Source organism: Mycobacterium sp. (assembly GCF_035314905.1).
Lineage (GTDB): Bacteria > Actinomycetota > Actinomycetes > Mycobacteriales > Mycobacteriaceae > Mycobacterium.
The window spans coordinates 23,690-45,432 of sequence record NZ_DATFYW010000094.1 but is presented as its reverse complement, the minus strand read 5'-3'; the positions used below and the strand labels follow the sequence as shown (position 1 = coordinate 45,432).

Genomic DNA, 21,743 nt, shown 5'->3' with positions numbered 1-21,743 from the left:
TTCATCGCCTCGATCGTGGCCACGGTCTGACCCGCGGTCACCGTGTCCCCTTCGCCGACGCCGATCGTGACGACACCCGCGAATGGCGCACCGATGTGATCGGGGTTGCTGCGGTCCGCGGTCTCCGCCGCGGGCACGCTGGGTGCGATGCTGCGGTCGCGGACCAGCACTGGCCGTAGTTGGCCGTTGAGGATGCACATCACGGTGCGCATCCCGCGCTCGTCGGGATCCGATATCGCCTCCAGGCCGATGAGCAGCTCAACGCCGCGCTCGAGCGTGACGCGGTGCTCGTCGCCGTGTCGCAACCCGTAGAAGAACTGGTTGGCCGACAGCCGTGAAGTGTCACCGAACTGCTCCCGGTGATCCTCGAATTCCTTTGTGGGAGCAGGGAATAGCAGTCGATTCAGTGTCGCTTGTCGGCGCGGGCCCGCAACGTTCAGCGTCGCCTCGTCCTCGACGGCCAATTCCGTTTGCCGTTTAGCCGGGGGCCTGCCGTGGAGCGCCTTCGTGCGCAACGGCTCCGGCCAGCCGCCCGGGGGGTCGCCGAGTTCACCGCGCAGGAACCCGATCACCGACTCGGGGATGTCCAGCCGTGCAGGGTCGGCGGCGAATTCGTCGGCGGTGATGCCGGCGCCCACCAGCGCGAGTGCGAGGTCACCGACCACCTTTGACGATGGCGTGACCTTGACCAGCCGGCCCAGGATCCGGTCGGCGGCTGCGTAGTTGGTCTCGATTTCCTCGAAACGGTCGGCGAAGCCCAACGCGATGGCCTGCTGTCGCAGATTCGACAGCTGGCCACCCGGGATCTCGTGGCTGTACACCCGCCCGGTGGGGGCGGGCAGCCCGGATTCGAAGGGAGCGTACACCTTTCGCAGTGCCTCCCAATACGGTTCGAGGTCGCAGACCGCCCTGAGCGAAAGCCCGGTTTCGTACTCGGTGTGCGCGGCCGCCGCCACGATCGACGAGAGAGCCGGCTGGCTGGTGGTACCCGCCAGCGGCGCGGCGGCGCCGTCGACGGCGTTGGCGCCCGCCTGCCAGGCCGCCACGTATGTGGCCAGCTGACCGCCGGGTGTGTCGTGGGTGTGCACATGCACCGGGAGGTCGAACCGGCTGCGCAGCGCGCCCACGAGCGCGCTGGCTGCCGGCGGCCGCAGAAGGCCGGCCATGTCCTTGATGGCCAGCACATGCGCGCCCGCGTCGACGATCTGTTCGGCGAGCTTGAGGTAATAGTCCAGCGTGTAGAGGTTTTCGCTCGGGTCGGAGAGATCACCGGTGTAGCTCATCGCGACTTCCGCTATCGCGGTCCCGGTTTGGCGTACAGAGTCGATCGCGGGCCGCATCGATTCGACGTTGTTCAGCGCGTCGAAGATCCGATAGATGTCGATGCCCGTCGCGGTGGCTTCCTCGATGAACGCATTGGTCACGAGGTCCGGGTAGGGGGTGTAGCCGACGGTATTTCGCCCGCGCAGCAGCATCTGCAGGCAGATGTTGGGCACGGCTTCACGGATGGCGGCCAGCCGCTCCCACGGGTCTTCCTTCAAGAAACGCAACGCCACGTCGTAAGTCGCGCCGCCCCAGCATTCGATCGACAGCAGTTGCGGCGTCAACCGGGCGATGTAGGGCGCCACCCCCAGCAGGCCGTTGGTGCGCACCCTGGTCGCCAGCAGCGACTGATGGGCGTCGCGAAATGTGGTGTCGGTGACACCCACTGCCCCCGATTCGCGCAGCCGGCGCGCGAAGCCCTCCGGGCCGAGAGCGGCCAGCCGCTGTTTCGAACCGGGCGGCGGCGGCTCGTCGAGGTCGGCCGGCGGCAGCTTGTCGTGCGGGTACACCGACGAGGGCCGCGGGCCGTGCGGCTGGTTGACGGTGACCTCGGCGAGGTAGTTCAGGATCTTCGTGCCACGGTCGGCCGACGACCTCGCGGTGAGCAGCTGCGGACGGTCGTCGATGAACGACGTGGAGATCCGGGCCGCCAAGAAGTCCGGATCGTCGAGAACGGCCTGCAGGAACGGGATGTTCGTCGACACCCCGCGGATCCTGAACTCGGCGAGGCCCCGGCGGGCGCGGCGCACCGCGGTGGGAAGGTCCCTTCCGCGGCACGTCATCTTGACCAGCATCGAGTCGAAGTGGGCGCTGATCTCCGCACCCAGGTTGGTGCCCCCGTCGAGTCGGATGCCCGCCCCGCCCGGCGTCCGGTACGCGGTGATGCGGCCCGTGTCGGGCCGGAAGCCGTTGGCGGGGTCTTCGGTCGTGATCCGGCATTGCAGCGCGGCGCCGCGTGGGCGCAGCGAATCCTGGCTCAGCCCGAGGTCGTCGAGCGATTCGCCTGCCGCGATGCGCATTTGGCTGGCGACCAGGTCCACGTCGGTGATCTCTTCGGTGACCGTGTGCTCGACCTGGATCCGTGGGTTCATCTCGATGAACACATGGCGCCCGCGCCGGTCCAGCAGGAATTCGACGGTACCGGCGCAGGTGTAACCGATGTGGCGGGCGAACGCGACCGCGTCGGAACAGATTCGGTTGCGCAACTCCTCGGGCAGGTTGGGCGCGGGCGCGAGTTCGATGACCTTCTGGTGGCGGCGCTGCACGCTGCAGTCCCGCTCGAATAGGTGCATCACGTTGCCGTGGGTGTCGGCCAGGACCTGGACCTCGATGTGACGGGGGCCCCGCACGGCCTGCTCGAGGAACACCGCCGGGTCACCGAACGCCGACTCGGCCTCGCGGCTGGCCGCCTCGATCGCGTCGCGAAGCGCGCCGGGTTCGCCGACGCGGCGCATGCCACGCCCGCCACCGCCTGCGACGGCCTTGACGAACAGCGGAAACTCCATCGTCGATGCCGCGGCCACCAGCTCGTCGGTCGACGACGACGGCGTTGACGAGTTCAGCACCGGCAGCCCCGCCTGCCGTGCGGCGGCGATCGCGCGCGCCTTGTTCCCGGTCAGCTCGAGAATGTCGGCGCTGGGTCCGACGAAGGTGATCCCCGCGGCGGCGCAGGCCGCGGCCAGCTCAGGGTTCTCCGACAGGAAGCCGTACCCGGGGTAGACCGCGTCGGCGCCGCACCGCTGCGCGGTGGCAACGATCTCGTCGACCGCCAGATACGCCCGCACCGGGTGGCCGGCCTCGCCGATCTGGTACGACTCGTCGGCCTTGAGTCGGTGCACCGAGTTACGGTCCTCGAACGCATACACCGCAACGGTGCCGATGCCCATCTCGTAGGCGGCGCGGAATGCACGTATCGCGATCTCACCGCGGTTGGCGACCAGGACTTTGGAGATCACTAGACAAGGGTCGACCAGTAGCCCCAGAACTGCACCAGGATCAGCAGAATCAGCGCGGTGAACCACAGCACGACCAGCGACCACCTGAAGCGATGAAGCGTCCGTGTCACTGGATTGCTGGCAAGCGCCTGCAGCGCGATCGACGAGGTGACCACCAGAAGCGGGATCGTGATCGCCCACACGACCATGCAGTACGGGCACAGTGCGTTGATGCGGTAGAGGCTCTGGACGATCAGCCAGTGGATGAACACGACCCCTAACAGGCTGCCGGTGGCCAACCCGGCCCAGTACCAGCGCGGCAGCGGCACCTTGGCCACGGCCAGCACGCCGGTGACCACGACGACGGTGAAGGCGACGATCCCGATCAGCGGGTTGGGGAAGCCGAGCACCTGTGCCTGCCAGTGCGACATCACCGAACCGCAGGACAGCACGGGGTTGAGGCTGCACGTCGGCACATAGTTCGGGTTGGCGAGCAGCTTGACCTTTTCGATCGTCAGAGCCAACGCGGCGGCCAAGCCGAGCACACCCGCGATCAGCACCCACCACGCGCTCGCCCGGCGGACCGCCAAACCGGAGGGCTGCGGGTTTGATCCGGACGGCGGTTCGGCCGGCGCAACGGAGGTGGGCGCGGCGACGGTCATGAGGGCGTGTTGGCCGGGACGCCGGCGGTCAATCCGGGCACGTTGCCGACGATCGACTCGATCTTGTTGATCATGTCCTGTGGAGTGGTCGGGTTGTAGTCCTCGCCGTTGATCCGGATTGTCGGCGTGGCCTGGATCTTCGCCGCCGCGGCGATGCCCTTCACCATCGGGATGTACTTCCCGCTGTTGATGCAGTCTGCGACGTTGCCCCCGGCACCGGCTTGCCGGGCGAGCTCGATCAGCTGGTTGTTGTCCGGGAAGCTGCTGGCGTCTTCCTTGGGCTGGATCTGTGGGCTGTACAGCGCGGCGTGGAAGCGCCGGAACGCGTCGATGGACACGTCGGCCACGCAGTAGGCGGCGTTGCCGGCGCGTGACGAGTAGTTCTGGGTCTGCGGCCGGTCGAGGATGGCGACCATGTGGTAGTCGGCCGCCACCGCGCCGGTGTCGATGAGGTTGTTGACGGTGGACCCGAAGTTCTTCTCGAAGTTCGCGCAGGCCGGGCACAGGAAGTCCTCGTAGAGCGACAGCACCGCTTTGGGCTCGCTCGTGCCTGGCTTGGTGATCAGCTTGCTCGACGTCACCCGGATCGCCTTGTCCTCGCCCGGGCCGGCCTTCTTCTCGTGTGACGTGACGATGTAGAGCACCAGCGCGACCGCGAAGATCACCACCACCGCGGTCAGCCCGCCCTGAATCAGCAGGTTGCGTTTGCGGTCGGCTGCCTTCAGGTCATAGCGCTTCGGTTTGGTGGCCACAGCTGTGCTGATCCCGTTCTCTCGTCATCGGGCGGGGCTCCGGCGGCCGCCGGGCGCCGGAGGTGCGCTACCAGACTACCGACGCCGCCTTGTGACGCTTCACCGATAGCACAGATGCGCCTGCAGCGCCGAGATGACCTCCGCCAGCGCGAGGGCGCTGCCGCCGCCGAGGGGAGCGAGACTGGCGAAGCCGTGAGTCAGCGATGGCATCCGGCGCAGGTCCACGATCACACCTGCCTGGCGCATCGCCTCCGCGTACTGCTCGCCCTCGTCGCGCAGCGGGTCGAAGCCGGCGGTGATCACCAGCGCGCGCGAAAGGCCCGACAGATTCCCGAGCGTCGGCGAAACCCGGGGATCGCTTACATCCAGCCCGGACCCGTCCAGGTAATGGCCCTGGAAAACGTCCATGTCCCTCTGGGTGAGCACGAAGCCGTCGGCGAACAGAGCCCGGGAACGGGTGCCCCCGCGCAGGTCGGTCGCCGGGTAGAGCAGGAACTGCAGCAGCGGCGGGGCGCCGTCGTCGCGGCCACGGTGTGAAACCTCTGTCGACAGGTTGCCGCCCGCGCTGTCCCCGCCCACGGCGACCAGGCCCGGCTCGGTGCCGAAATCGGCGCCGTGCTCGAGCGCCCACCGGTACGCGGCGTAGGCGTCGTCGACGCCCGCGGGCGCGGGATGCTCCGGGGCGAGCCGGTAATCGACCGACAGCACGTTCACACCGGCGCCGCGGCAGATCGTCCGGCACAGCCGGTCGTAGGTGTCGAGGTCTCCGAGCACCCATCCGCCGCCGTGGAAGAAGACCAGCAGCGGGCCGCAATGCTCGCCGTGAGGCCGGTAGTGGCGGGCGGGGATCGGCCCGGCCGGACCGGGGATGGTCAGGTTGGTCACGGCGCCGACCACCACGGGATCACGGTCGAGGATCAACAGGTCCTCTCGGAAAAGCTCACGCGAGATCGCCGGAACGTTGCCGTCCGACAAGCCGGATCGGCCGGCCAGCTTGCGCGCGACCAGAAACAGCCGCAGCGTCGGATCCAGCGTGTTGCCGTCGATCGTCACCGCACGTGCCATCAGCCGTTTGGCCACTTCCGGCACGACGGGCATCACGCCGGCGCCGAGGCGGTTCGCGGCGGTGACGGCGGCATTTTTCAGGCCCGAATGGGTCGCACTGTGACTCACGCTGAAGGACCGTAATTCGATTCCGAGGTCAGTGGAAGCCACCTCTGCCGCCAGGCGGAGGATTCAAGCCGCGCTGGCAGACTGTGCCCATGACCGCTCCTTCGATCAGGCTCAACGACGGCAATACGATTCCCAGCGTTGGCCTGGGGGTGTGGCAGACCCCACCCGAGGCGACCGAAGAAGCCGTCGGTGCGGCGTTGAAGGCCGGCTACCGGCACATCGACACCGCCGCCGGGTATGGCAACGAACAAGAAGTGGGCCGTGCGGTCGCGAAGTCCGGTATTCCGCGTGAGGAGATATTCCTCGTCACCAAGCTCTGGAATGCCGACCAGGGCTACGACAAGACGATGGGCGCGTTCGAGCAGAGCACCGAACGGCTCGGCCTCGACCACCGGGGCGGCTACCTCGACCTCTACCTGATTCACTGGCCGGTGCCCGCGATCGGCGAGTTCGTCGACACCTTCCGGGCGTTCGCTGCGATGCGCGACCTCGGGCGGATCCGCTCGATCGGGGTGTCGAACTTCGAGCCGGAACACCTCAACACCCTGATCGACGCGACCGGGATCGTGCCGGTGGTCAACCAGATCGAGCTGCATCCGCTGCTGACCCAAGGTGAGCTGCGCGACGTGCACGCCAAGCTCGGCATCGCCACCGAGGCATGGAGCCCGCTGGGCCAGGGTAGGTTGCTGGACCACCCGACGATCACCCGCGTCGCCGAGGAGCACGGCAAGACCACGGCGCAGGTGATTATTCGCTGGCATTTACAACTGGGTAACATCGTGATCCCCAAGTCGGTGAACCCCGATCGGATAGTGAGCAACTTCGACGTGTTCGACTTCGAATTGAGCGACGACGACATGGCGTCGATATCCTCGCTCGACAACGGCACCCGGCTGGGTCCCGACCCCCGCACCTTCAACTTCACGGGCAGGTGAGATGACGCCGACCGACTCGTCGAGCCAGACTGTTCCAACCATCACGCTCAACGACGAGCACAGCATCCCTGTCGTCGGCCTTGGCGTCGCCGAGCTGTCGGACGAGGAAACCCAACGCGCGGTCACCACGGCGCTGGAGGCCGGCTACCGCCTGATCGACACGGCCGCCGCATACGGCAACGAGGAAGCCGTGGGTCGCGCGATCGCCGCGTCCGGTATACCGCGTGAAGAATTGTTCGTCACCACCAAGGTGGCCACCCAAGACCAGGGTTACGGCGCCTCCAAGGAGGCGTTCCGGCGCAGCCTGGAGCGGCTCGGTCTCGGCTACGTCGACATGTACATGATTCATTGGCCGGCGGCGCAGCTGGGCAAGTACGTAGACACCTACGGCGCGCTGCAGATCCTGCAGCAGGACGAGCTGATCCGCTCGATCGGGGTGTGCAACTTCCTGGAGGAGCACCTGCGCACCATCGTCGAGCTCACGTACACGTCACCCGCCGTCAACCAGGTCGAACTCCACCCGCTGCTCAATCAGGCCGAACTGCGGCGCTTTCACGCCGACAACGGGATCGTGACGGAGGCTTACAGTCCGTTGGGCGTCGGCAATGTGCTCGACAACCCTACGATCGGATCCATCGCGCAGGCCCACCGCAAGTCGCCGGCGCAGGTCTGCATCCGGTGGAGCATCCAGTTGGGCAACGTGGTGATCCCACGGTCGGCCAACCCGGAACGCATCAAGAGCAACATCGACGTGTTTGACTTCGAGCTGACCGACGACCAGATGAAGGCGGTCAACGGGCTCGACAACGGCACACGTTTCCGTCAGGATCCGGCCACTTATACGGGCACCTGACGAGTCGGCCAGGTGCGCCAAGTCACGACTTGTCCAGGTATTCGATGCGGTCGGTCTCGGTGAAACGCGCCGCGAGGGTTGCTAATCCGCGATGTTGCGTCAGGGCGGGATCCTCGGCGTCGACGAGCTCACAGAATCCGCGCGCCGACTCGAGCAGGTCACGGTGCTCTGCCAGCGACAACAACTTCAGCCCGATGGCACGACCGGACTGGTTGCGGCCCAGCACATCTCCCTCGCGTCGCTCTGCGAGATCGAGATCGGCCAGCTTGAACCCGTCGAGCGTGGCGGACACCGCGGTGAGGCGCTCACCGGCGCGGGACCCGGACGCCATCCGGGTGTGGAGCAGGCAGAGGCTGGGGTGGGTGCCGCGACCGATGCGGCCACGCAGCTGATGCAGCTGGCTGATTCCGAACCGGTCGGCGTCCATCACCAACATCACTGTGGCGTTGGGGACGTCGACACCCACCTCGATCACGGTGGTGCAGACGAGCACGTCGGTCTCGCCGGCGCGGAACGCGTTCATCACCGCGTCCTTCTCGTCTGCGGGCAGCCGGCCATGCATCAGGCCGAGCCGCAGCCCGGCTAGTTCGCGTGAGCGCAGGCGGTCGAACAGTTGCACGACGGTGATCGATGGCGGGACACCCTCGGCGTTACCCGGCTCGTCGGTTTCGTCGATCCGCGGCGCCACGACGTACCCCTGCCGGCCCGCCCGCACTTCGTCGATGATGCGTCGCCAGGCGCGGTCGATCCAGGTGCTGTGCTCGGCGACGAAAATCGTGTTGGTGGTGATCGGTTGTCGTCCGCGTGGCAGCTCGCGAAGTGTCGACGTCTGCAGGTCGCCGTAGAAGGTCAGCGCCAGCGATCGAGGAATCGGCGTCGCTGTCATCACCAGCAGGTGTGGCGTGATACCAACAGGAGCCTTGGCGCGCAATCGATCTCGCTGTTCGACGCCGAATCGGTGTTGTTCGTCCACGACGACCATGCCGAGCCGGTTGAACTCCACCGCTTCTTGCAGCAGCGCGTGCGTGCCGATCACGATGCCCGCTTGGCCGTCGGCCACCTCGGCCCTGACCTCCCGCTTCTGCGCCTGCGACATCGAGCCGGTGAGCAACGCGACCCGTGTCGCGCCGTCGACACCGCCGAGCTGACCGCCCAGCGCCAGTGGGCCCAGGATTTCGCGAATCGAGCGGGCATGCTGGGCGGCCAGAACTTCGGTGGGCGCCATCAGCGCGCACTGGTAGTCGGCGTCGATCAGCTGCATCATCGCCAGCAGCGCCACGATGGTTTTACCGGAGCCCACCTCGCCTTGCAGCAGCCGGTTCATCGGGCGCGTCGCCGCGAGTTCGGCCGACAGCTCCGCCAGCACGCCGCGCTGGCCTTCGGTGAGCTCGAATGGCAATTGCCCCAACAGCGCGTTCATCAATCCGTCGGTTCGCCGCGGCGCAGGGGGCCCGGACTCGGCTTGCTCTCCGTGCCGACGTTGCACGAGCGCCCACTGCAGCCCGACGGCCTCGTCGAAGGTCAGCCGGTCGCGGGCCCGCCTCCGCTCGGCGTCGGTCTCTGCGAGATGTACCGCGCGTAGCGCCTCGTCCTCGGATGTCAGATCGTGTCGGCGCAGCAGGGACTCCGGCAGCGGGTCCGCGACGGGGTCGAGCACGTCGAGGACCTGCCGCACGCAAGCGTAGATATCCCAGCTTTGGACCTTGGCGCAGGCCGGATAGATCGGGAAGTAGGGCCGCTCGAACGCCGACAGCTGCACCTCACCATGTGTCCGCTTGGACGCGTCGGCGATGATGGCCAACGACTTGGTGCCGACGTTCTTGGCGCGGGTAGGGTCGAGAATCAAGAACGCCGGATGGGTTAATTGCATTTTCCCCCTGAAGAATTCAACTTCCCCGGACAACATGACGCGAGTGCCCCTGGTCAAATCCTTCTTGAGCAACTTCGCGTGGAAAAACGTGGCAGTCACCGGCGGCCGCTGCTTGCCCAGCGTGATCCTCAGCCATTCGTTGTTGTGATTCTTCTTCTTGGAGTTCTTCTGGGCGGCCCGCTGCCGCATCGGGCCGGACTCGGTCTCGGTGATCACGCCGACGAGCGTGATGTGCTCTCCCGCCTGGGGCAGCTCGTCGTACATCCCGCGCACCGTCATGCCCTCGTCGTAGCCGCGGGGATAGTGGCGTAGCAGGTCGTCGACCGTGCGCATGCCGAAATACTCGTCGAGCTGTTGGGCCGCCTTGCGACCGAGCACGCGGTCCAGCCGGTCGTCGAGCGTCGCCACCGCTACTCCACTCCGATCAGAAGCGCATCCCCGCGGTGGCCGGTGCGATACGTCACCAGTTCGGTGCCGAGGTGATGGCGACGCACATGCGCCTCGAGTTTGGTGCCGACCCGTTGGTCGACGCCCTCACCGAGCAGGACGGTGACCAGCTCGCCGCCGGCCGCCAACAACAGGTCGAGCAGCCGGCGGGCCGTCGCACCGACATCTCGGCGAACGACCAGCACCTCGTCACCGGCGATACCGAGCCCGTCGCCCGGCTCGCAGGGTCCCGCGAAGGTCAATGCCCGCTCGGTGGCGACCCGCACCGACGCGTGCCGGGTTCCGCCGGCGGCGCGGGCCATGGAGTAGCCGTCGTCGACTGCCGGCCGATCGGGCTCGTGTACGGCCAGGGCGGCGAGGCCCTGCACCATGGAGCCAGTCGGCACCGGCACCACGTCGATGCCCCAGCCGTTGGCCGCTGTGCAGCCGGCGACGAGCTCCTCGACCGCGACGTAGCCATTGGGCAGCACCATGATCTGTCTGGCACCGGTGTCGATCACGGCCTGTAGCAGCTCTTTGGCGGTAACCGCCGCCGCTGGGTCGGGGCTGCCCGGATCGGGCCGAAGCACATGGGCGCCCTCGCCGGAGAAGAGTTGTTCCGCGCCGTCGCCGTCGACGACGGCCAGCACGGCGCGGCGCCGGGTCCAGCGGCCCCGCGCGGGGCCGGTCCCCAGGGCGGTGATCTGGATCTGGCTCGGCATGCCGTAGCGCAGGGCCGCCTCTACCGCCGCGCCGGCCTCGTCGGCGTGCACGTGAACGGAATGGCAGTCGGCACGGTCGCCGGCGATCGCCACCGAGTCGCCGAGCGCCTCGAGTCGCTCCCGCAATGCCTCGAGGTCCTCGGCGTCGCAGCCGGTCAGGAGGTACATGACCTCGAACTGCGGCGGCGGTCGGTCACCGGTGCTTGCAGCCGCGCCGCCCCGCTCGGGATGCGGCACGTACTCCTGGCGGCCGGGCGCGTGGCCGGTCAACGTCGCGGCCAGCGCGTCGAGCAGAACCAGCAGACCCCGGCCGCCGGCGTCGACCACACCGGCGTCGGCAAGCACGTCGAGCTGCTCCGGCGTCTTGTCCAGCGCGGTGACCGCGGCGTCCGCGGCGCTCAGCACCGTGATGGCCAGGTCGTCACCGTCGGCCGCGGACCGTTCCGTTGCGCCGGCGGCGGCCTGCAGCACCGACACGATGGTGCCCGGCACCGCCTCACCCATCGCTGTGACGACGAGGCCGACCGCGTGGCGCAACGCGGCGCCGAACAGCGTCGCGTCGATGTCGGCGAGCCTCCCCTCCGTGTCGGCCGCGGCAGAGGCGGTGACGTCGGCCAGCGCGCGCAGGATCTGCGACAGGATCACCCCGGAGTTGCCGCGAGCGCCGTGCAACCCGCCCCGTGCGAGGTCGGCGGCCACCTGCTCGATGTCGTCGTGGCCACGCTGCGCGGGCTGATTGACCTCCTCCAGCGCTGAACGCATCGTGAACAGCATGTTCGTGCCGGTATCGGCGTCGGCGACCGGGAACACATTCAGCCGGTTGATCTCCTCGGCGCGGACCACCAACCCGCCGACCGCGGCGTGTGCCCAGTCACGCAAGGCAGACGCGTCCAATCGACGAGCCGTCATCCCACCTCCTCGCCTGAGCGCCCGGCTGCGAGCCTAGTCAGTGACCAGGACAAGCCCCGCGCGCTTACACCCGCAGCGCGTCGATGACCTGCGAGGGGTCTGTTTTTGCGTTCACCGTGACGGCCGGTATCCTGGAGCGGTTGTCGGGTCACCCGGCTTTCGGTTGCTGGCCCACCTGATCCGATCTCGAGGAGTTTGACCATGGCTGCCGTCTGCGATATCTGCGGGAAGGGGCCCGGCTTCGGCAAGTCGGTGTCGCACTCGCACCGCCGGACCAGCCGTCGCTGGGATCCCAACATTCAGACCGTGCACGCGGTGACGCGTCCGGGCGGGAACAAGAAGCGCCTGAATGTCTGCACGTCCTGCCTGAAGGCCGGCAGGGTCCAGCGCGGGTGATTGTCTCGGCCCGCCGGACCGTCACGGCAGCCGCCAGTCGATCGGCTCGGCGCCCATTTGCGCAAGCAGCGCGTTCGTCCGGCTGAACGGCCGCGACCCGAAGAACCCCCGCTGCGCTGACAGCGGGGATGGATGAGCCGAATCTATGGTGGCGACGTGGGAGTTGCCGTCGGCCAGCATCGGCTTGAGGGTCCCCGCGTCGCGTCCCCACAGCACCGCCACCAGCGGCCGTGGGCGCGCGGCCAGCGCCCTGATGGCGCACTCGGTCACCGCTTCCCAGCCCTTGCCGCGGTGCGACGCCGGGTTGCCGGGCCTCACCGTCAGCACCCTGTTGAGCAGCAGCACCCCGCGTTGCGCCCACGGCGTGAGGTCGCCGTTCGATGGTGTCGGATAGCCCAGGTCAGAACAGTATTCGACGAAGATGTTGTCCAGGCTGCGCGGCAGCGGCCGCACGTCGGCACCCACCGAGAAGCTCAGCCCCACCGCGTGCCCGGGCGTCGGGTACGGATCCTGACCGACGATCAGCACCCGCACTTGGTCGAATGGAAACGTGAAGGCCCGCAACACATTCGGGCCAGCGGGCAGATACCGGCGGCCCGCCGCGATCTCGGCGCGCAGGAACGCGCCCATCCCGGCGACCTGGCCCGCGACGGGTTCCAGCGCCGGCACCCAGCCTTCCTCGACGAGCTCTGAGAGCGCACGGGCAGCCACGGGCGAAAACCTAGTGGAACACCTCCGCCGCGTCAGCACGTTTCACCGTGCTCACCCGAAGGACTGCCAACCCTCGTATCCCGCCCACTTGTCGCCGTCGAGAAGCACCCGCGCCGGCCCGTCGAGCACAACACCGATCCTCCGCCAGCCCTCCGGCACCGCCGCCGGGAACGTCGCGACCAGTGCGTGGTCCTCGCCGCCGCCGAGCACCCACGACCACGGGTCGGCGACGACCGCCGCCGCCGCGTCGACCAGTGCGTCGTGGTCGGCGGCCAGGGCCATTGAGGCGAGGTCGATGCCGACGTCGGACGCCTGCGCGATGTGCCGCGCGTCGGCGATCAGGCCGTCGGATACATCGATCATGGCGCCGGCGCCGGCCGCCGCCGCCGCCATCCCCTGCCCGTATGGCGGCTGCGGCACAAGGTGACGGCGCCGCAGTGGCTCGAAGTCGTCGATCCCGTGGCGCCACAGCGCATATCCGGCCGCGGACCGACCCAGCTCACCGCGGACCGCGACCGTTGAACCCCGGGTCGCGCCGCTCCGCGTCACCGGACTGCGGCCGCCCAGGTCACCCAGCGCTGTCACCGACACCACCCACTGCGGGCTCGCGACGAGGTCACCGCCGACGATTCCGGCGCCGACCCGCTGGGCCTCGTCCCACATTCCCTCGGCCAGCGCGTCGATCCGGCGCGCGGGCGTATCGGATGGTGCGCCGACGGCGACCACGAAGCCGGTCACGGACGCCCCCATCGCCTCGATGTCAGCGGCGTTCTGCGCGATCGCTTTTCGGCCGACGTCATGGGGATTCGCCCAGTCGAGGCGAAAATGTCGGCCTTCGACCAGCATGTCGGTGGTGACCACCACCCTTCCGTCGGGCGCGGCCAGCACCGCCGCGTCGTCGCCTGGGCCCAGCACGACCCCTCGGCCCTGTCGCCGCCCGGCCACAAGCCGATCGATGACACCGAATTCCCCCACGTCGGCCAGCGTCGCCCGGTCCTCGTCGTCGCTCATCGCTTTGCTCCTGCCGCCAATCCGTGGTGCTGAACACCCGCCCGACCTGCGGTACGTTTGGTCCCTGCCGACGAGAGCAAAGGTCAGTGTATGCGGGGCACGGGTTCCAAGAGTTCCACGGCGCTGATGAGCGCTTGCGCGAAGAAGAGACACCCCGGGCGAGACGAGGAGTAACCGGGTGGTCGAGGCGTTCATGCTGATCCAGACCGAGGTGGGCCGTGCCGAAGTCGTCGCCAAACAACTCGCCGCGCTGCCCGGGGTGCTGACGTCGGAATACGTGACCGGGCCTTATGACGTCGTGATCCGTATCGAGGCCGAGACCCTCGAGGCGTTGAAGGCCGACGTCGTGCCCAGCGTGCAGCACATCCCCGGCATCACCCGGACCTTGACCTGCCCGATCGCCAGCAAGGCACAGGCCTGAGCGAGGGCCCGCCACGCTGGCTGCTGATCGCCGGGACCGCCGTGGCGACGGCGGCGGTCGTGGTGGTGCTGATCGTGGCGGCGGTACACCGCACGCCGCGGAGCCGGCCGCCGGTGATTCCGTCGATGCCCGCGCCGCAGGCCGCAAGCCCGCAGTGCCGGGCGCTGATGGCTGCGCTGCCCCAACGGCTCGGTGATTACCAGCGCGCGGCGGCCGCCGAGCCGGTGCCACCGGCCACCGCGGCCTGGCAGGGCGGCGCCGGGGCCGGGCCGGTGGTGCTGCGCTGTGGGCTCGACCGCCCCGCCGACTTCGTCGTCGGGGCGCCGATCCAGGTGGTCGACGCGGTGCAGTGGTTTCGCGTGGCCGACATCAGCGCTGACCTCACCACCTGGTTCACGGTCGACCGGCCTGTCTACATCGCGCTGACGCTGCCCCAGGGCTCGGGACCAACACCGATCCAGCAGCTATCCGACGTGATCGCCGCGACGATTCCCTCGGTTCCGATCCGCCCTGGCCCGGTCCCCTAGCGCGGCCCGGTGCCCCGGGCGATGGCCGTCTCGACCATCGTCGCGAGCAGTGTCGGGTAGTCCACGCCGCTGGCCGCCCACATCCTGGGGTACATCGAGATGGTGGTGAAACCGGGCATTGTGTTGATCTCGTTGACGATCGGGCCGCTGTCCGTCAGGAAGAAGTCCACCCGGGCCAGGCCCTGGCAGTCGATGGCCTTGAACGCGCGGATCGCCAGCTGCCGAACGGCATCGCTCACGTCGTCGTCGATCTTGGCCGGCACATCGAGTTCGGCCACGTCGTCCAAATACTTCGTCGCGAAGTCGTAGAAGCCGTCCTCCCGGCCCTTCACACCTTCGACGCGAATCTCCCCGACGGTGCTGGCCTCGATCGAGCCGTCGGGGAATTCGAGGACGCCACACTCCAGTTCGCGGCCGGGGACGGCGGCTTCGACGATCACCTTCGGGTCGTGCCGGCGTGCGCTGGCGATCGCCGCGGGCAGCTCCGCCCAGGCCGACACCCGGCTCACCCCGATCGACGATCCGCCGCGCGCAGGTTTGACGAACACCGGCAGGCCGAGCCGTTGGCGTTCCTCGGGATCGAGTGTGTGCCGGCGCGGCCGCAGCACGACGTGGTCACCGACCGGCAGGCCGTCGGCGGCCATCAGCTTCTTCGTGAACTCCTTGTCCATCCCTGCGGCGCTGGCCAGCACACCGGCACCGACGTACGGCACGCCCGCCAGTTCGAGCAGACCCTGGACGGTCCCGTCCTCCCCGTACGGGCCGTGCAGAACCGGGAAAACCACATCGACGGACGTCAGGACCTCCCCTGCGCGCGGCCCGAGCGACACCACTTCCCCTTGGCGGCGCGGGTCCGCGGGCAACGCCAGCTCGGTGCCCGATGACCCGGTCACCCGGGGCAGCCGCCCCGCGCGGATCGCGAGCACATCAGGGTCGGCGTCGGTCAGCACCCAGGCGCCCTCCGGCGTGATCCCGATCGCCACCACTGCGAAGCGCTGCGGGTCCAGGTTGCGAAGGATGCTGCCCGCCGAAACACACGAGATCGCGTGTTCGTTGCTGCGGCCGCCGTAGATGACGGCGACACGGGTCCGGCGGGCTGTCACAACCTAGAGAGGCTACCGTCAAGCTGGTCCGAGGGCCCGCTCGACGTCGCCGAGCAGGTCATCGGTGTCTTCGGCGCCGAGCGGGATCCGTGCGAAACCGTCGGCGACCGGATCCGCCCAGCGTGCTCGGCCTCGTCCTCCGACAGGTCATGCGTGGCCGCTGGAACCGGCACCGGTCTGTCCTGAAATAGGCCGCGATCGAACGACTTTCACATATCGGGTGGAATCTCCGTACGAATCGGACACCCGTCGCTCACTCCGGCTTGGTGCTGCGCCCCAGCAGCAGCGCGATCGCGTCCCCCACCGACAGCCCGCGATGGCAGACCCGGAAGACCGCATCGGTGAGCGGCATCTCGACGTCGTAGCTTTGGGCAAGCGCCAGCACGGACTGGCTGGACGTGACCCCCTCGGCGACGTGGCCGCCGGCGGCCTGCATCGCCGACTCCAGTGTGCCGCCCTTGCCGAGCCGCTCTCCGAATGAGCGGTTGCGGGAATACGGGGACGTGCAGGTGGCTACCAAGTCGCCAACGCCGGCGAGGCCGGCCAGCGTTGCGGTCTTGGCGCCCAGGGCGATGCCGAGCCGGATGATCTCGGCCAGGCCGCGGGTGATGATCGCCGCGGCGGTGTTTTCGCCTAGCCCGATCCCGGCAGCCACCCCGCAGGCGAGGGCGATCACGTTCTTGCACGCGCCGCCGATCTCCACACCGATCACGTCGGAATTCGTGTACGGCCTGAAGTAGCCGGCACTCAGCGCTCGTTGCAGCGCAACCGCGCGTCCCGAGTCGGTGCATGCGATCACCGTGGCGGCGGGCTGGCGCTGCGCGATCTCGGTGGCCAGATTCGGTCCGGACAGCACCGCGACGCGCGACGGATCGGCACCGGTCACCTGCGCGACCACCTGGCTCATCCGCATCAGCGTGCCGATTTCGATGCCCTTGGCGAGGCTGACCAGCGTGGCGTCCGCGTCGAACAGCCCTTTCCACTGCACGAGGTTTTCGCGCATTACCTGTGCGGGAACCGCCAGGAACACGGTGGTGACGCCGGACAGCGTCTTGGCCGGGTTGGGCGTGGCCCGAATCTCCGCTGGCAATGGCGTGTCCGGCAGATAGACGGCGTTGCAGTGTGTGGTGTTGATCTCGTCGGCCATCTCCGGCCGCCGCGCCCACAACGTCACCGAATTGCCGGCCTCGGCGAGCACCTTGGCCAATGCCGTGCCCCACGCTCCGGCGCCCATCACCGCCGCCTCCGCCACCGCCTCACCCTATCCCCCGCTTCCGCCCTGGCAGGATGACCACCATGAGCGGCGCACAGAGCGGCTCCGGCGACGTGGCGCTGATCATCGCCGTCAAGCGCCTCGCCGCCGCCAAGACCAGGTTGGCCCCCGTGTTTTCGGCGGCCACCCGCGAGCGGGTGGTGCTGGCCATGCTCGTCGATACGCTCAGGGCCGCCACCGGGGTCGTATCGCTGCGCGGCGTTACGGTCGTCACCCCGGATGACGGCGCCGCCGACGCCGCCAGACAGCTTGGCGCGGCGGTGCTGGCGGACCCCACCCCTGAAGACCATCCCGACCCGCTCAACAACGCGATCACCGCAGCGGAGACCCTGATCGCCTCCGCACCCGGCGCGCCCCCCAATATCGTTGTGCTGCAAGGTGATCTGCCCGCATTGCAGCCGCGCGAGCTAGGCGAGGCGGTGATTGCGGCGCGCGCCCACTCCCGCAGTTTTGTCACCGACCGGCACGGCAGCGGGACCGCCGCGTTGTTTGCGTTCGGAACGGCTCTGCAGCCCGCCTTCGGCCCCGATTCGGCTCGGCGGCATCGACATTCGGGCGCGGTCGAACTCACTGGGCCGTGGCCGGGCTTGCGCTGTGACATCGACACGCCCGACGACCTGCGCGCCGCGCTGCGGCTCGGTGTCGGCGCTGCCACCGCCCGGGCGGTGGCCCGCAGAGGATGAACGGTCGGGCAACATCGCGTAGCGTGTGCCCCCGAGTTCCCGCGTAGGTAGCACGTCAGCGCGATAATGGGCCATGATCGTCTGGTGACCGAAACTGAGGCCGAGGTCAGGCCGACCGACACGGAGCTGGCGACTGACGATGATGCGGCGCCGGAGGCGCCGCCGGCGGCCACTCCTGACGAGGTCATCGACGCACTCCCCGACGACCGCTACCTCAACCGCGAGCTGAGTTGGCTGGACTTCAATGCGCGCGTGCTGGCATTGGCGGCCGACCCCTCGCTGCCGTTGCTCGAACGCGCCAAGTTTCTGGCGATCTTCGCGTCGAACCTCGACGAGTTCTACATGGTCCGCGTGGCCGGCCTCAAGCGCCGCGATGAGATGGGTCTGTCGGTGCGCTCGGCCGACGGTCTCACGCCGCGCGAACAGTTGCGGATGATCGGGGAACGCACACAGCAGATCGCGCGGCGGCACGCGCAAGTATTCCTCGACTCGGTGCGACCCGCACTGGCCGAGGAGGGCATTCACATCGTGACATGGGCCGATCTCGATGATGGCGAGCGGTCGCAGTTATCGGCCTACTTCCACGATCAGGTCTTTCCGGTGTTGACACCGCTGGCTGTCGACCCCGCGCACCCGTTCCCGTTCGTCAGCGGGCTGAGCCTGAACCTCGCGATCACGGTCAAGCAGCCCGAGGATGGCGGGCAGCACTTCGCCAGGGTCAAGGTGCCCGACAATTTCGACCGCTTCGTGCAGCTCGCCGCCCGCGACGGTGATGATCCACGCGTCGTTCGGTTCCTGCCGATGGAGGAGCTCATCGCTGCGTTCCTGCCGGTGCTGTTCCCCGGACTGGAGATCGTCGAGCATCACGCATTCCGGATCACCCGCAACGCCGACATGGAAGTCGAAGAGGATCGCGACGAGGATCTCTTGCAGGCTTTGGAACGCGAGCTGGCGCGACGGCGGTTCGGCTCGCCCGTGCGGCTCGAGGTCGCCGACGACATGACCGAGCACATGCTCGAGCTGCTGCTGCGCGAGCTCGACGTGGATCCCGGCGACGTCATCGAGGTGCCCGGTCTGCTCGACTTGTCATCGTTGTGGCAGATCTACAGCCTGGACCGCCCCGACCTGAAGGATCCGCCGTTCGTGCCTGCCACCCCGCCGGCATTCGGTGAACGGGAGACGCCGAAGAGCATCGTCGCCACATTGCGCGACGGCGATGTGTTGGTACACCACCCGTACGACTCGTTCTCGACCACGGTGCAACGCTTCATTGAACAGGCGGCCGCCGACCCGAACGTGCTGGCCATCAAACAGACGCTCTACCGCACCTCGGGCGACTCCCCGATCGTCAACGCGCTCATCGATGCCGCCGAAGCCGGAAAGCAGGTAGTGGCGCTGGTGGAGCTCAAGGCGCGATTCGACGAACAGGCCAACATCAAATGGGCACGTGCGTTGGAAGACGCGGGCGTGCACGTGGTGTACGGGCTGATCGGGCTGAAGACGCACTGCAAGACCGCCCTCGTGGTGCGAAGAGAAGGGTCGATGATCAGGCGGTACTGCCACATCGGCACGGGAAACTACAACCCGAAAACGGCTCGTCTGTATGAAGACGTCGGCCTGTTGACCGCCTCGCCCGACATCGGTGCCGACCTCACCGATTTGTTCAACTCCCTCACCGGCTATTCGCGAAAGGTGACCTACCGGAATCTTCTCGTCGCCCCTCACGGTGTGCGCAAGGGCATCATCGAACGCATCGAGCGAGAGGTCGACGCAGCCCGCGCCGGGGCCGAAGGCCTAATCCGGCTGAAGGCCAATGCTCTTGTCGACGAGCAGGTGATCGACGCGCTCTACCGCGCGTCGCAGGCCGGGGTCCGAGTCGAGGTGGTGGTCCGCGGAATCTGCGCGCTGCGGCCGGGCGTGCACGGTTATTCGGAAAACATCAGCGTGCGCTCGATCCTCGGCCGATTCCTCGAGCACTCGCGCATCATCCACTTCCACGCGATCGACGAATACTGGATTGGCAGCGCCGATATGATGCATCGCAACCTCGATCGGCGTGTCGAAGTCATGGCCAGGGTCGAGGATCCGAAGCTCACCGCTCAGCTCAGTGATATCTTCGAGTCGGCGCTCGACCCGGCCACCCGCTGCTGGGAATTGCAGTCCGACGGACACTGGGCCGCGTCGCCGCAAGACGGTCACAATGTCCGCGATCACCAGGTCTGGTTGATGGAACGCCACCGGCACCCCTGACCCCCCACGCCGGCGGTACCGTGGCACGCGCGAGAAGAGTGCAATTGATCTGCAGGAGCCGAGGTGTCGGAGACAACATCGTCGACGGGCGACTCTGCGAAATCCAGCCCATCCAAGCCGGCGGCCAAGCTTATTCCCGCTGCGGGGGCCGTGCTGTGGCGCTCCGTCCCCGGGTCGTCGGAGTACGAGGTGGCGATCATTCACCGACCGCGCTACGACGACTGGTCGCTTCCGAAGGGCAAGCTCGATCCCGGCGAGACCGAGCCCGTCGCCGCGGTCCGCGAAGTGCTCGAGGAGACCGGCTACCGTTCGGTGCTCGGCAGGCGGCTGGCCACGGTGCGCTATCCGGTCGAGCAGGACGTCAAGCAGGTTCGGTATTGGACGGCACGGGCGTTCGACGGCGAGTTCAGCGCGACCCGCGAAGTCGATGATGTGGCGTGGCTGCAAGTCAAGGACGCGATGGCCGAGCTCGTCTATCCGCACGACCGGAAGGTGTTGCGGCGGTTTGACAAGCTCAGCGTCGACACTCACACAGTCCTGTTGGTCCGGCACGCCCGCGCGGGCAGCAAGGGGCGCTACAAGGGCGACGACCGCAACCGACCGCTGGACAAGTACGGTCGCGCCCAGGCCGAGGCACTGGTAGGCCAGCTGATGGCCTTCGGCGCTTCGTCGTTGTACGCCGCCGACCGTGTGCGCTGCTTTCAGACGCTCGAGCCGCTGGCCCAGGAACTCGGCGCCGACATCCACGCCGAGCCGGTGCTGACCGAGGAAGCCTACTGGGCTGACCCCAAGCCGGCGCGGCGGCGTGCGCTGGAGATCGCGGCGACCGATGGAACGCCGGTGATCTGCACCCAGGGCAAGGTGATTCCGGATCTCCTTCAGTGGTGGTCTGACCGCGACGGCGTGCGGCCGGACAGGTCACGCAACCGCAAGGGCAGCACATGGGTGCTCTCGTTGCTCGACGGCCAGCTCGTCGCTGCCGACCACATCGGTAACGCGTTGCCGCCGAGCAAGTGAGCACCCGGCGGCCCGCGTCGATCTGAGGTCGCCCTAACTTACCTGCGGCCCTTCTTGGCTGGCGCCTTCTTCGCCGGAGCCTTGGATGCCGCCCGCTTGGCCGGAGCCTTCTTCGCGGCGGCCTTCTTGGCCGGAGCCTTGGCGGCGGCCTTCTTGACGGTGGTCTTCTTGACGGGGGCCTTGGTGACGGCCTTCTTGGCCGGGGCCTTCCTGACCGGGGTCTTGCTGGCGGCCTTCTTGGCCGGGGCCTTCGATGCCGCCTTCTTGGCCACTGCTTTCTTCACCGCAGCTCTCCTCACAGCTTTCTTGGCAGCTTTCTTGGCAGCCGCCTTCTTGACGGGGCCGGCTCCGACGCCACGCTTCACCGCGGGCCCCTCAGCCGGAAGACGCTGCGACCCAGCCACAACCGCCTTGAATTGCGCGCCCGGGCGGAAGGCTGGGACCGAGGTCGGCTTTACTTTGACGGTCTCGCCGGTGCGCGGATTACGCGCAACACGGGCCGCCCGACGACGCTGCTCGAAAACACCGAAGCCGGTGATCGTGACGCTGTCACCCCGATGCACCGCACGCACGATGGTGTCGACGACGTTCTCCACCGCAGCTGTCGCTTGTCGCCGATCGCTGCCCAATTTTTGGGTGAGTACGTCGATCAGCTCTGCTTTGTTCATGCAAAACCTCCGAAGCCAGTGGTCCGCTCTGGACCGACTAGATACACACGGTAAACCCTCGCCCTGCTGATTTCCAAGAGCCACGCGCAATTTCGCCCGGCTGCTGGCGAACTTTTAGCAATCC

The 21,743-nt window shown here is 68.0% G+C and carries 19 protein-coding genes; 8 read left to right on the top strand and 11 right to left on the bottom strand.

Features of this window, described 5'->3' with window-relative positions; translation table 11 throughout:
- From VKG81_RS07305 to VKG81_RS07290, 4 genes are all read right to left on the bottom strand, one after another.
- On the bottom strand, positions 1–3,278 hold a 3,278-nt coding region (locus VKG81_RS07305; protein WP_324395162.1), incomplete at its 3' end, for a pyruvate carboxylase.
- Positions 3,278–3,919, bottom strand: a complete 642-nt coding sequence (locus VKG81_RS07300) for a vitamin K epoxide reductase family protein (protein ID WP_324395161.1) — start codon at positions 3,917–3,919, stop codon at positions 3,278–3,280. The genes VKG81_RS07305 and VKG81_RS07300, both read right to left, overlap by 1 nt.
- The gene (locus VKG81_RS07295) at positions 3,916–4,671 is read right to left on the bottom strand and encodes a DsbA family protein (RefSeq protein ID WP_324395160.1); all 756 of its coding nucleotides are present in this window, start codon (positions 4,669–4,671) and stop codon (positions 3,916–3,918) included. Before VKG81_RS07295 ends, VKG81_RS07300 begins: the two co-directional genes overlap by 4 nt.
- 99 nt (positions 4,672–4,770) lie before the next feature.
- Positions 4,771–5,844 carry an alpha/beta hydrolase gene (locus VKG81_RS07290; protein ID WP_324395159.1) on the bottom strand — a complete coding sequence of 358 codons (1,074 nt, stop codon included), beginning with the start codon at positions 5,842–5,844 and terminating at the stop codon, positions 4,771–4,773.
- Between the two features lie 89 nt (positions 5,845–5,933).
- Between VKG81_RS07290 and VKG81_RS07285 the strand changes: the two genes are divergently transcribed.
- A complete protein-coding gene (locus VKG81_RS07285; protein ID WP_324395158.1) occupies positions 5,934–6,779 on the top strand; it encodes an aldo/keto reductase in 846 nt (281 codons plus the stop codon).
- Position 6,780: 1 nt separating this feature from the next.
- Complete coding sequence (locus VKG81_RS07280; RefSeq protein WP_324395157.1) at positions 6,781–7,632, top strand: aldo/keto reductase; 852 nt, start codon at positions 6,781–6,783, stop codon at positions 7,630–7,632.
- A gap of 22 nt (positions 7,633–7,654) precedes the next feature.
- Here the strand turns inward: VKG81_RS07280 and recG are convergent, their stop codons facing one another.
- Together recG and VKG81_RS07270 are read right to left on the bottom strand one after the other, a co-directional pair.
- On the bottom strand, positions 7,655–9,910 hold the full coding sequence (recG, locus tag VKG81_RS07275) for an ATP-dependent DNA helicase RecG (RefSeq protein WP_324395156.1): 2,256 nt from the start codon (positions 9,908–9,910) through the stop codon (positions 7,655–7,657).
- 2 nt (positions 9,911–9,912) lie between these two features.
- On the bottom strand, positions 9,913–11,559 hold the full coding sequence (locus VKG81_RS07270) for a DAK2 domain-containing protein (protein WP_324395155.1): 1,647 nt from the start codon (positions 11,557–11,559) through the stop codon (positions 9,913–9,915).
- A gap of 201 nt (positions 11,560–11,760) precedes the next feature.
- On the opposite strand from VKG81_RS07270, the gene rpmB reads away from it, so the two are divergent.
- Positions 11,761–11,955: a 50S ribosomal protein L28 gene (gene rpmB / locus VKG81_RS07265; RefSeq protein ID WP_324395154.1), complete on the top strand. Its 195-nt coding sequence runs from the start codon at positions 11,761–11,763 to the stop codon at positions 11,953–11,955.
- 21 nt (positions 11,956–11,976) lie between these two features.
- Here the strand turns inward: rpmB and VKG81_RS07260 are convergent, their stop codons facing one another.
- Together VKG81_RS07260 and VKG81_RS07255 are read right to left on the bottom strand one after the other, a co-directional pair.
- The gene (locus VKG81_RS07260) at positions 11,977–12,666 is read right to left on the bottom strand and encodes a uracil-DNA glycosylase (protein ID WP_324395153.1); all 690 of its coding nucleotides are present in this window, start codon (positions 12,664–12,666) and stop codon (positions 11,977–11,979) included.
- 51 nt (positions 12,667–12,717) lie between these two features.
- Positions 12,718–13,677, bottom strand: a complete 960-nt coding sequence (locus tag VKG81_RS07255) for a thiamine-phosphate kinase (protein WP_324395152.1) — start codon at positions 13,675–13,677, stop codon at positions 12,718–12,720.
- A 178-nt stretch (positions 13,678–13,855) separates the two neighbouring features.
- On the opposite strand from VKG81_RS07255, the gene VKG81_RS07250 reads away from it, so the two are divergent.
- Both VKG81_RS07250 and VKG81_RS07245 read left to right on the top strand, forming a co-directional pair.
- Positions 13,856–14,098, top strand: coding sequence for an Lrp/AsnC ligand binding domain-containing protein (locus VKG81_RS07250; RefSeq protein WP_324395151.1), 243 nt, complete (start codon positions 13,856–13,858; stop codon positions 14,096–14,098).
- The gene (locus VKG81_RS07245) at positions 14,068–14,625 is read left to right on the top strand and encodes a DUF3515 domain-containing protein (protein WP_324395167.1); all 558 of its coding nucleotides are present in this window, start codon (positions 14,068–14,070) and stop codon (positions 14,623–14,625) included. The genes VKG81_RS07250 and VKG81_RS07245 overlap by 31 nt, the downstream gene beginning before the upstream one ends.
- Here VKG81_RS07245 and VKG81_RS07240 read toward each other — a convergent pair.
- Both VKG81_RS07240 and VKG81_RS07235 read right to left on the bottom strand, forming a co-directional pair.
- On the bottom strand, positions 14,622–15,728 hold the full coding sequence (locus tag VKG81_RS07240; protein ID WP_324395150.1) for a D-alanine--D-alanine ligase family protein: 1,107 nt from the start codon (positions 15,726–15,728) through the stop codon (positions 14,622–14,624). The genes VKG81_RS07245 and VKG81_RS07240 overlap by 4 nt on opposite strands.
- A 253-nt stretch (positions 15,729–15,981) precedes the next feature.
- The gene (locus tag VKG81_RS07235; RefSeq protein ID WP_324395166.1) at positions 15,982–16,962 is read right to left on the bottom strand and encodes an NAD(P)H-dependent glycerol-3-phosphate dehydrogenase; all 981 of its coding nucleotides are present in this window, start codon (positions 16,960–16,962) and stop codon (positions 15,982–15,984) included.
- A gap of 62 nt (positions 16,963–17,024) precedes the next feature.
- Between VKG81_RS07235 and cofC the strand changes: the two genes are divergently transcribed.
- From cofC to VKG81_RS07220, 3 genes are all read left to right on the top strand, one after another.
- The gene (cofC, locus tag VKG81_RS07230) at positions 17,025–17,684 is read left to right on the top strand and encodes a 2-phospho-L-lactate guanylyltransferase (RefSeq protein ID WP_324395165.1); all 660 of its coding nucleotides are present in this window, start codon (positions 17,025–17,027) and stop codon (positions 17,682–17,684) included.
- A 63-nt stretch (positions 17,685–17,747) separates the two neighbouring features.
- Positions 17,748–19,934, top strand: coding sequence for an RNA degradosome polyphosphate kinase (locus VKG81_RS07225; RefSeq protein ID WP_414685190.1), 2,187 nt, complete (start codon positions 17,748–17,750; stop codon positions 19,932–19,934).
- A gap of 132 nt (positions 19,935–20,066) precedes the next feature.
- Positions 20,067–20,951 (top strand): NUDIX hydrolase, encoded by an 885-nt coding sequence (locus tag VKG81_RS07220; RefSeq protein WP_414685189.1) that lies wholly within the window; start codon positions 20,067–20,069, stop codon positions 20,949–20,951.
- A gap of 38 nt (positions 20,952–20,989) precedes the next feature.
- Here the strand turns inward: VKG81_RS07220 and VKG81_RS07215 are convergent, their stop codons facing one another.
- On the bottom strand, positions 20,990–21,619 hold the full coding sequence (locus VKG81_RS07215; RefSeq protein ID WP_324395147.1) for an HU family DNA-binding protein: 630 nt from the start codon (positions 21,617–21,619) through the stop codon (positions 20,990–20,992).
- Positions 21,620–21,743: the final 124 nt, after the last annotated feature.

Excerpts from the sequence above, each read along its gene's own strand:
- VKG81_RS07300 (WP_324395161.1), bottom strand. The coding sequence starts at position 3,919 with ATGACCGTCGCCGCGCCCACCTCCGTTGCGCCGGCCGAACCGCCGTCC.
- VKG81_RS07285 (WP_324395158.1), top strand. The coding sequence starts at position 5,934 with ATGACCGCTCCTTCGATCAGGCTCAACGACGGCAATACGATTCCCAGC.
- VKG81_RS07280 (WP_324395157.1), top strand. The coding sequence starts at position 6,781 with ATGACGCCGACCGACTCGTCGAGCCAGACTGTTCCAACCATCACGCTC.
- VKG81_RS07270 (WP_324395155.1), bottom strand. The coding sequence starts at position 11,559 with ATGACGGCTCGTCGATTGGACGCGTCTGCCTTGCGTGACTGGGCACAC.
- rpmB (WP_324395154.1), top strand. The coding sequence starts at position 11,761 with ATGGCTGCCGTCTGCGATATCTGCGGGAAGGGGCCCGGCTTCGGCAAG.
- VKG81_RS07255 (WP_324395152.1), bottom strand. The coding sequence starts at position 13,677 with ATGAGCGACGACGAGGACCGGGCGACGCTGGCCGACGTGGGGGAATTC.
- VKG81_RS07235 (WP_324395166.1), bottom strand. The coding sequence starts at position 16,962 with ATGGGCGCCGGAGCGTGGGGCACGGCATTGGCCAAGGTGCTCGCCGAG.
- cofC (WP_324395165.1), top strand. The coding sequence starts at position 17,025 with ATGAGCGGCGCACAGAGCGGCTCCGGCGACGTGGCGCTGATCATCGCC.
- VKG81_RS07215 (WP_324395147.1), bottom strand. The coding sequence starts at position 21,619 with ATGAACAAAGCAGAGCTGATCGACGTACTCACCCAAAAATTGGGCAGC.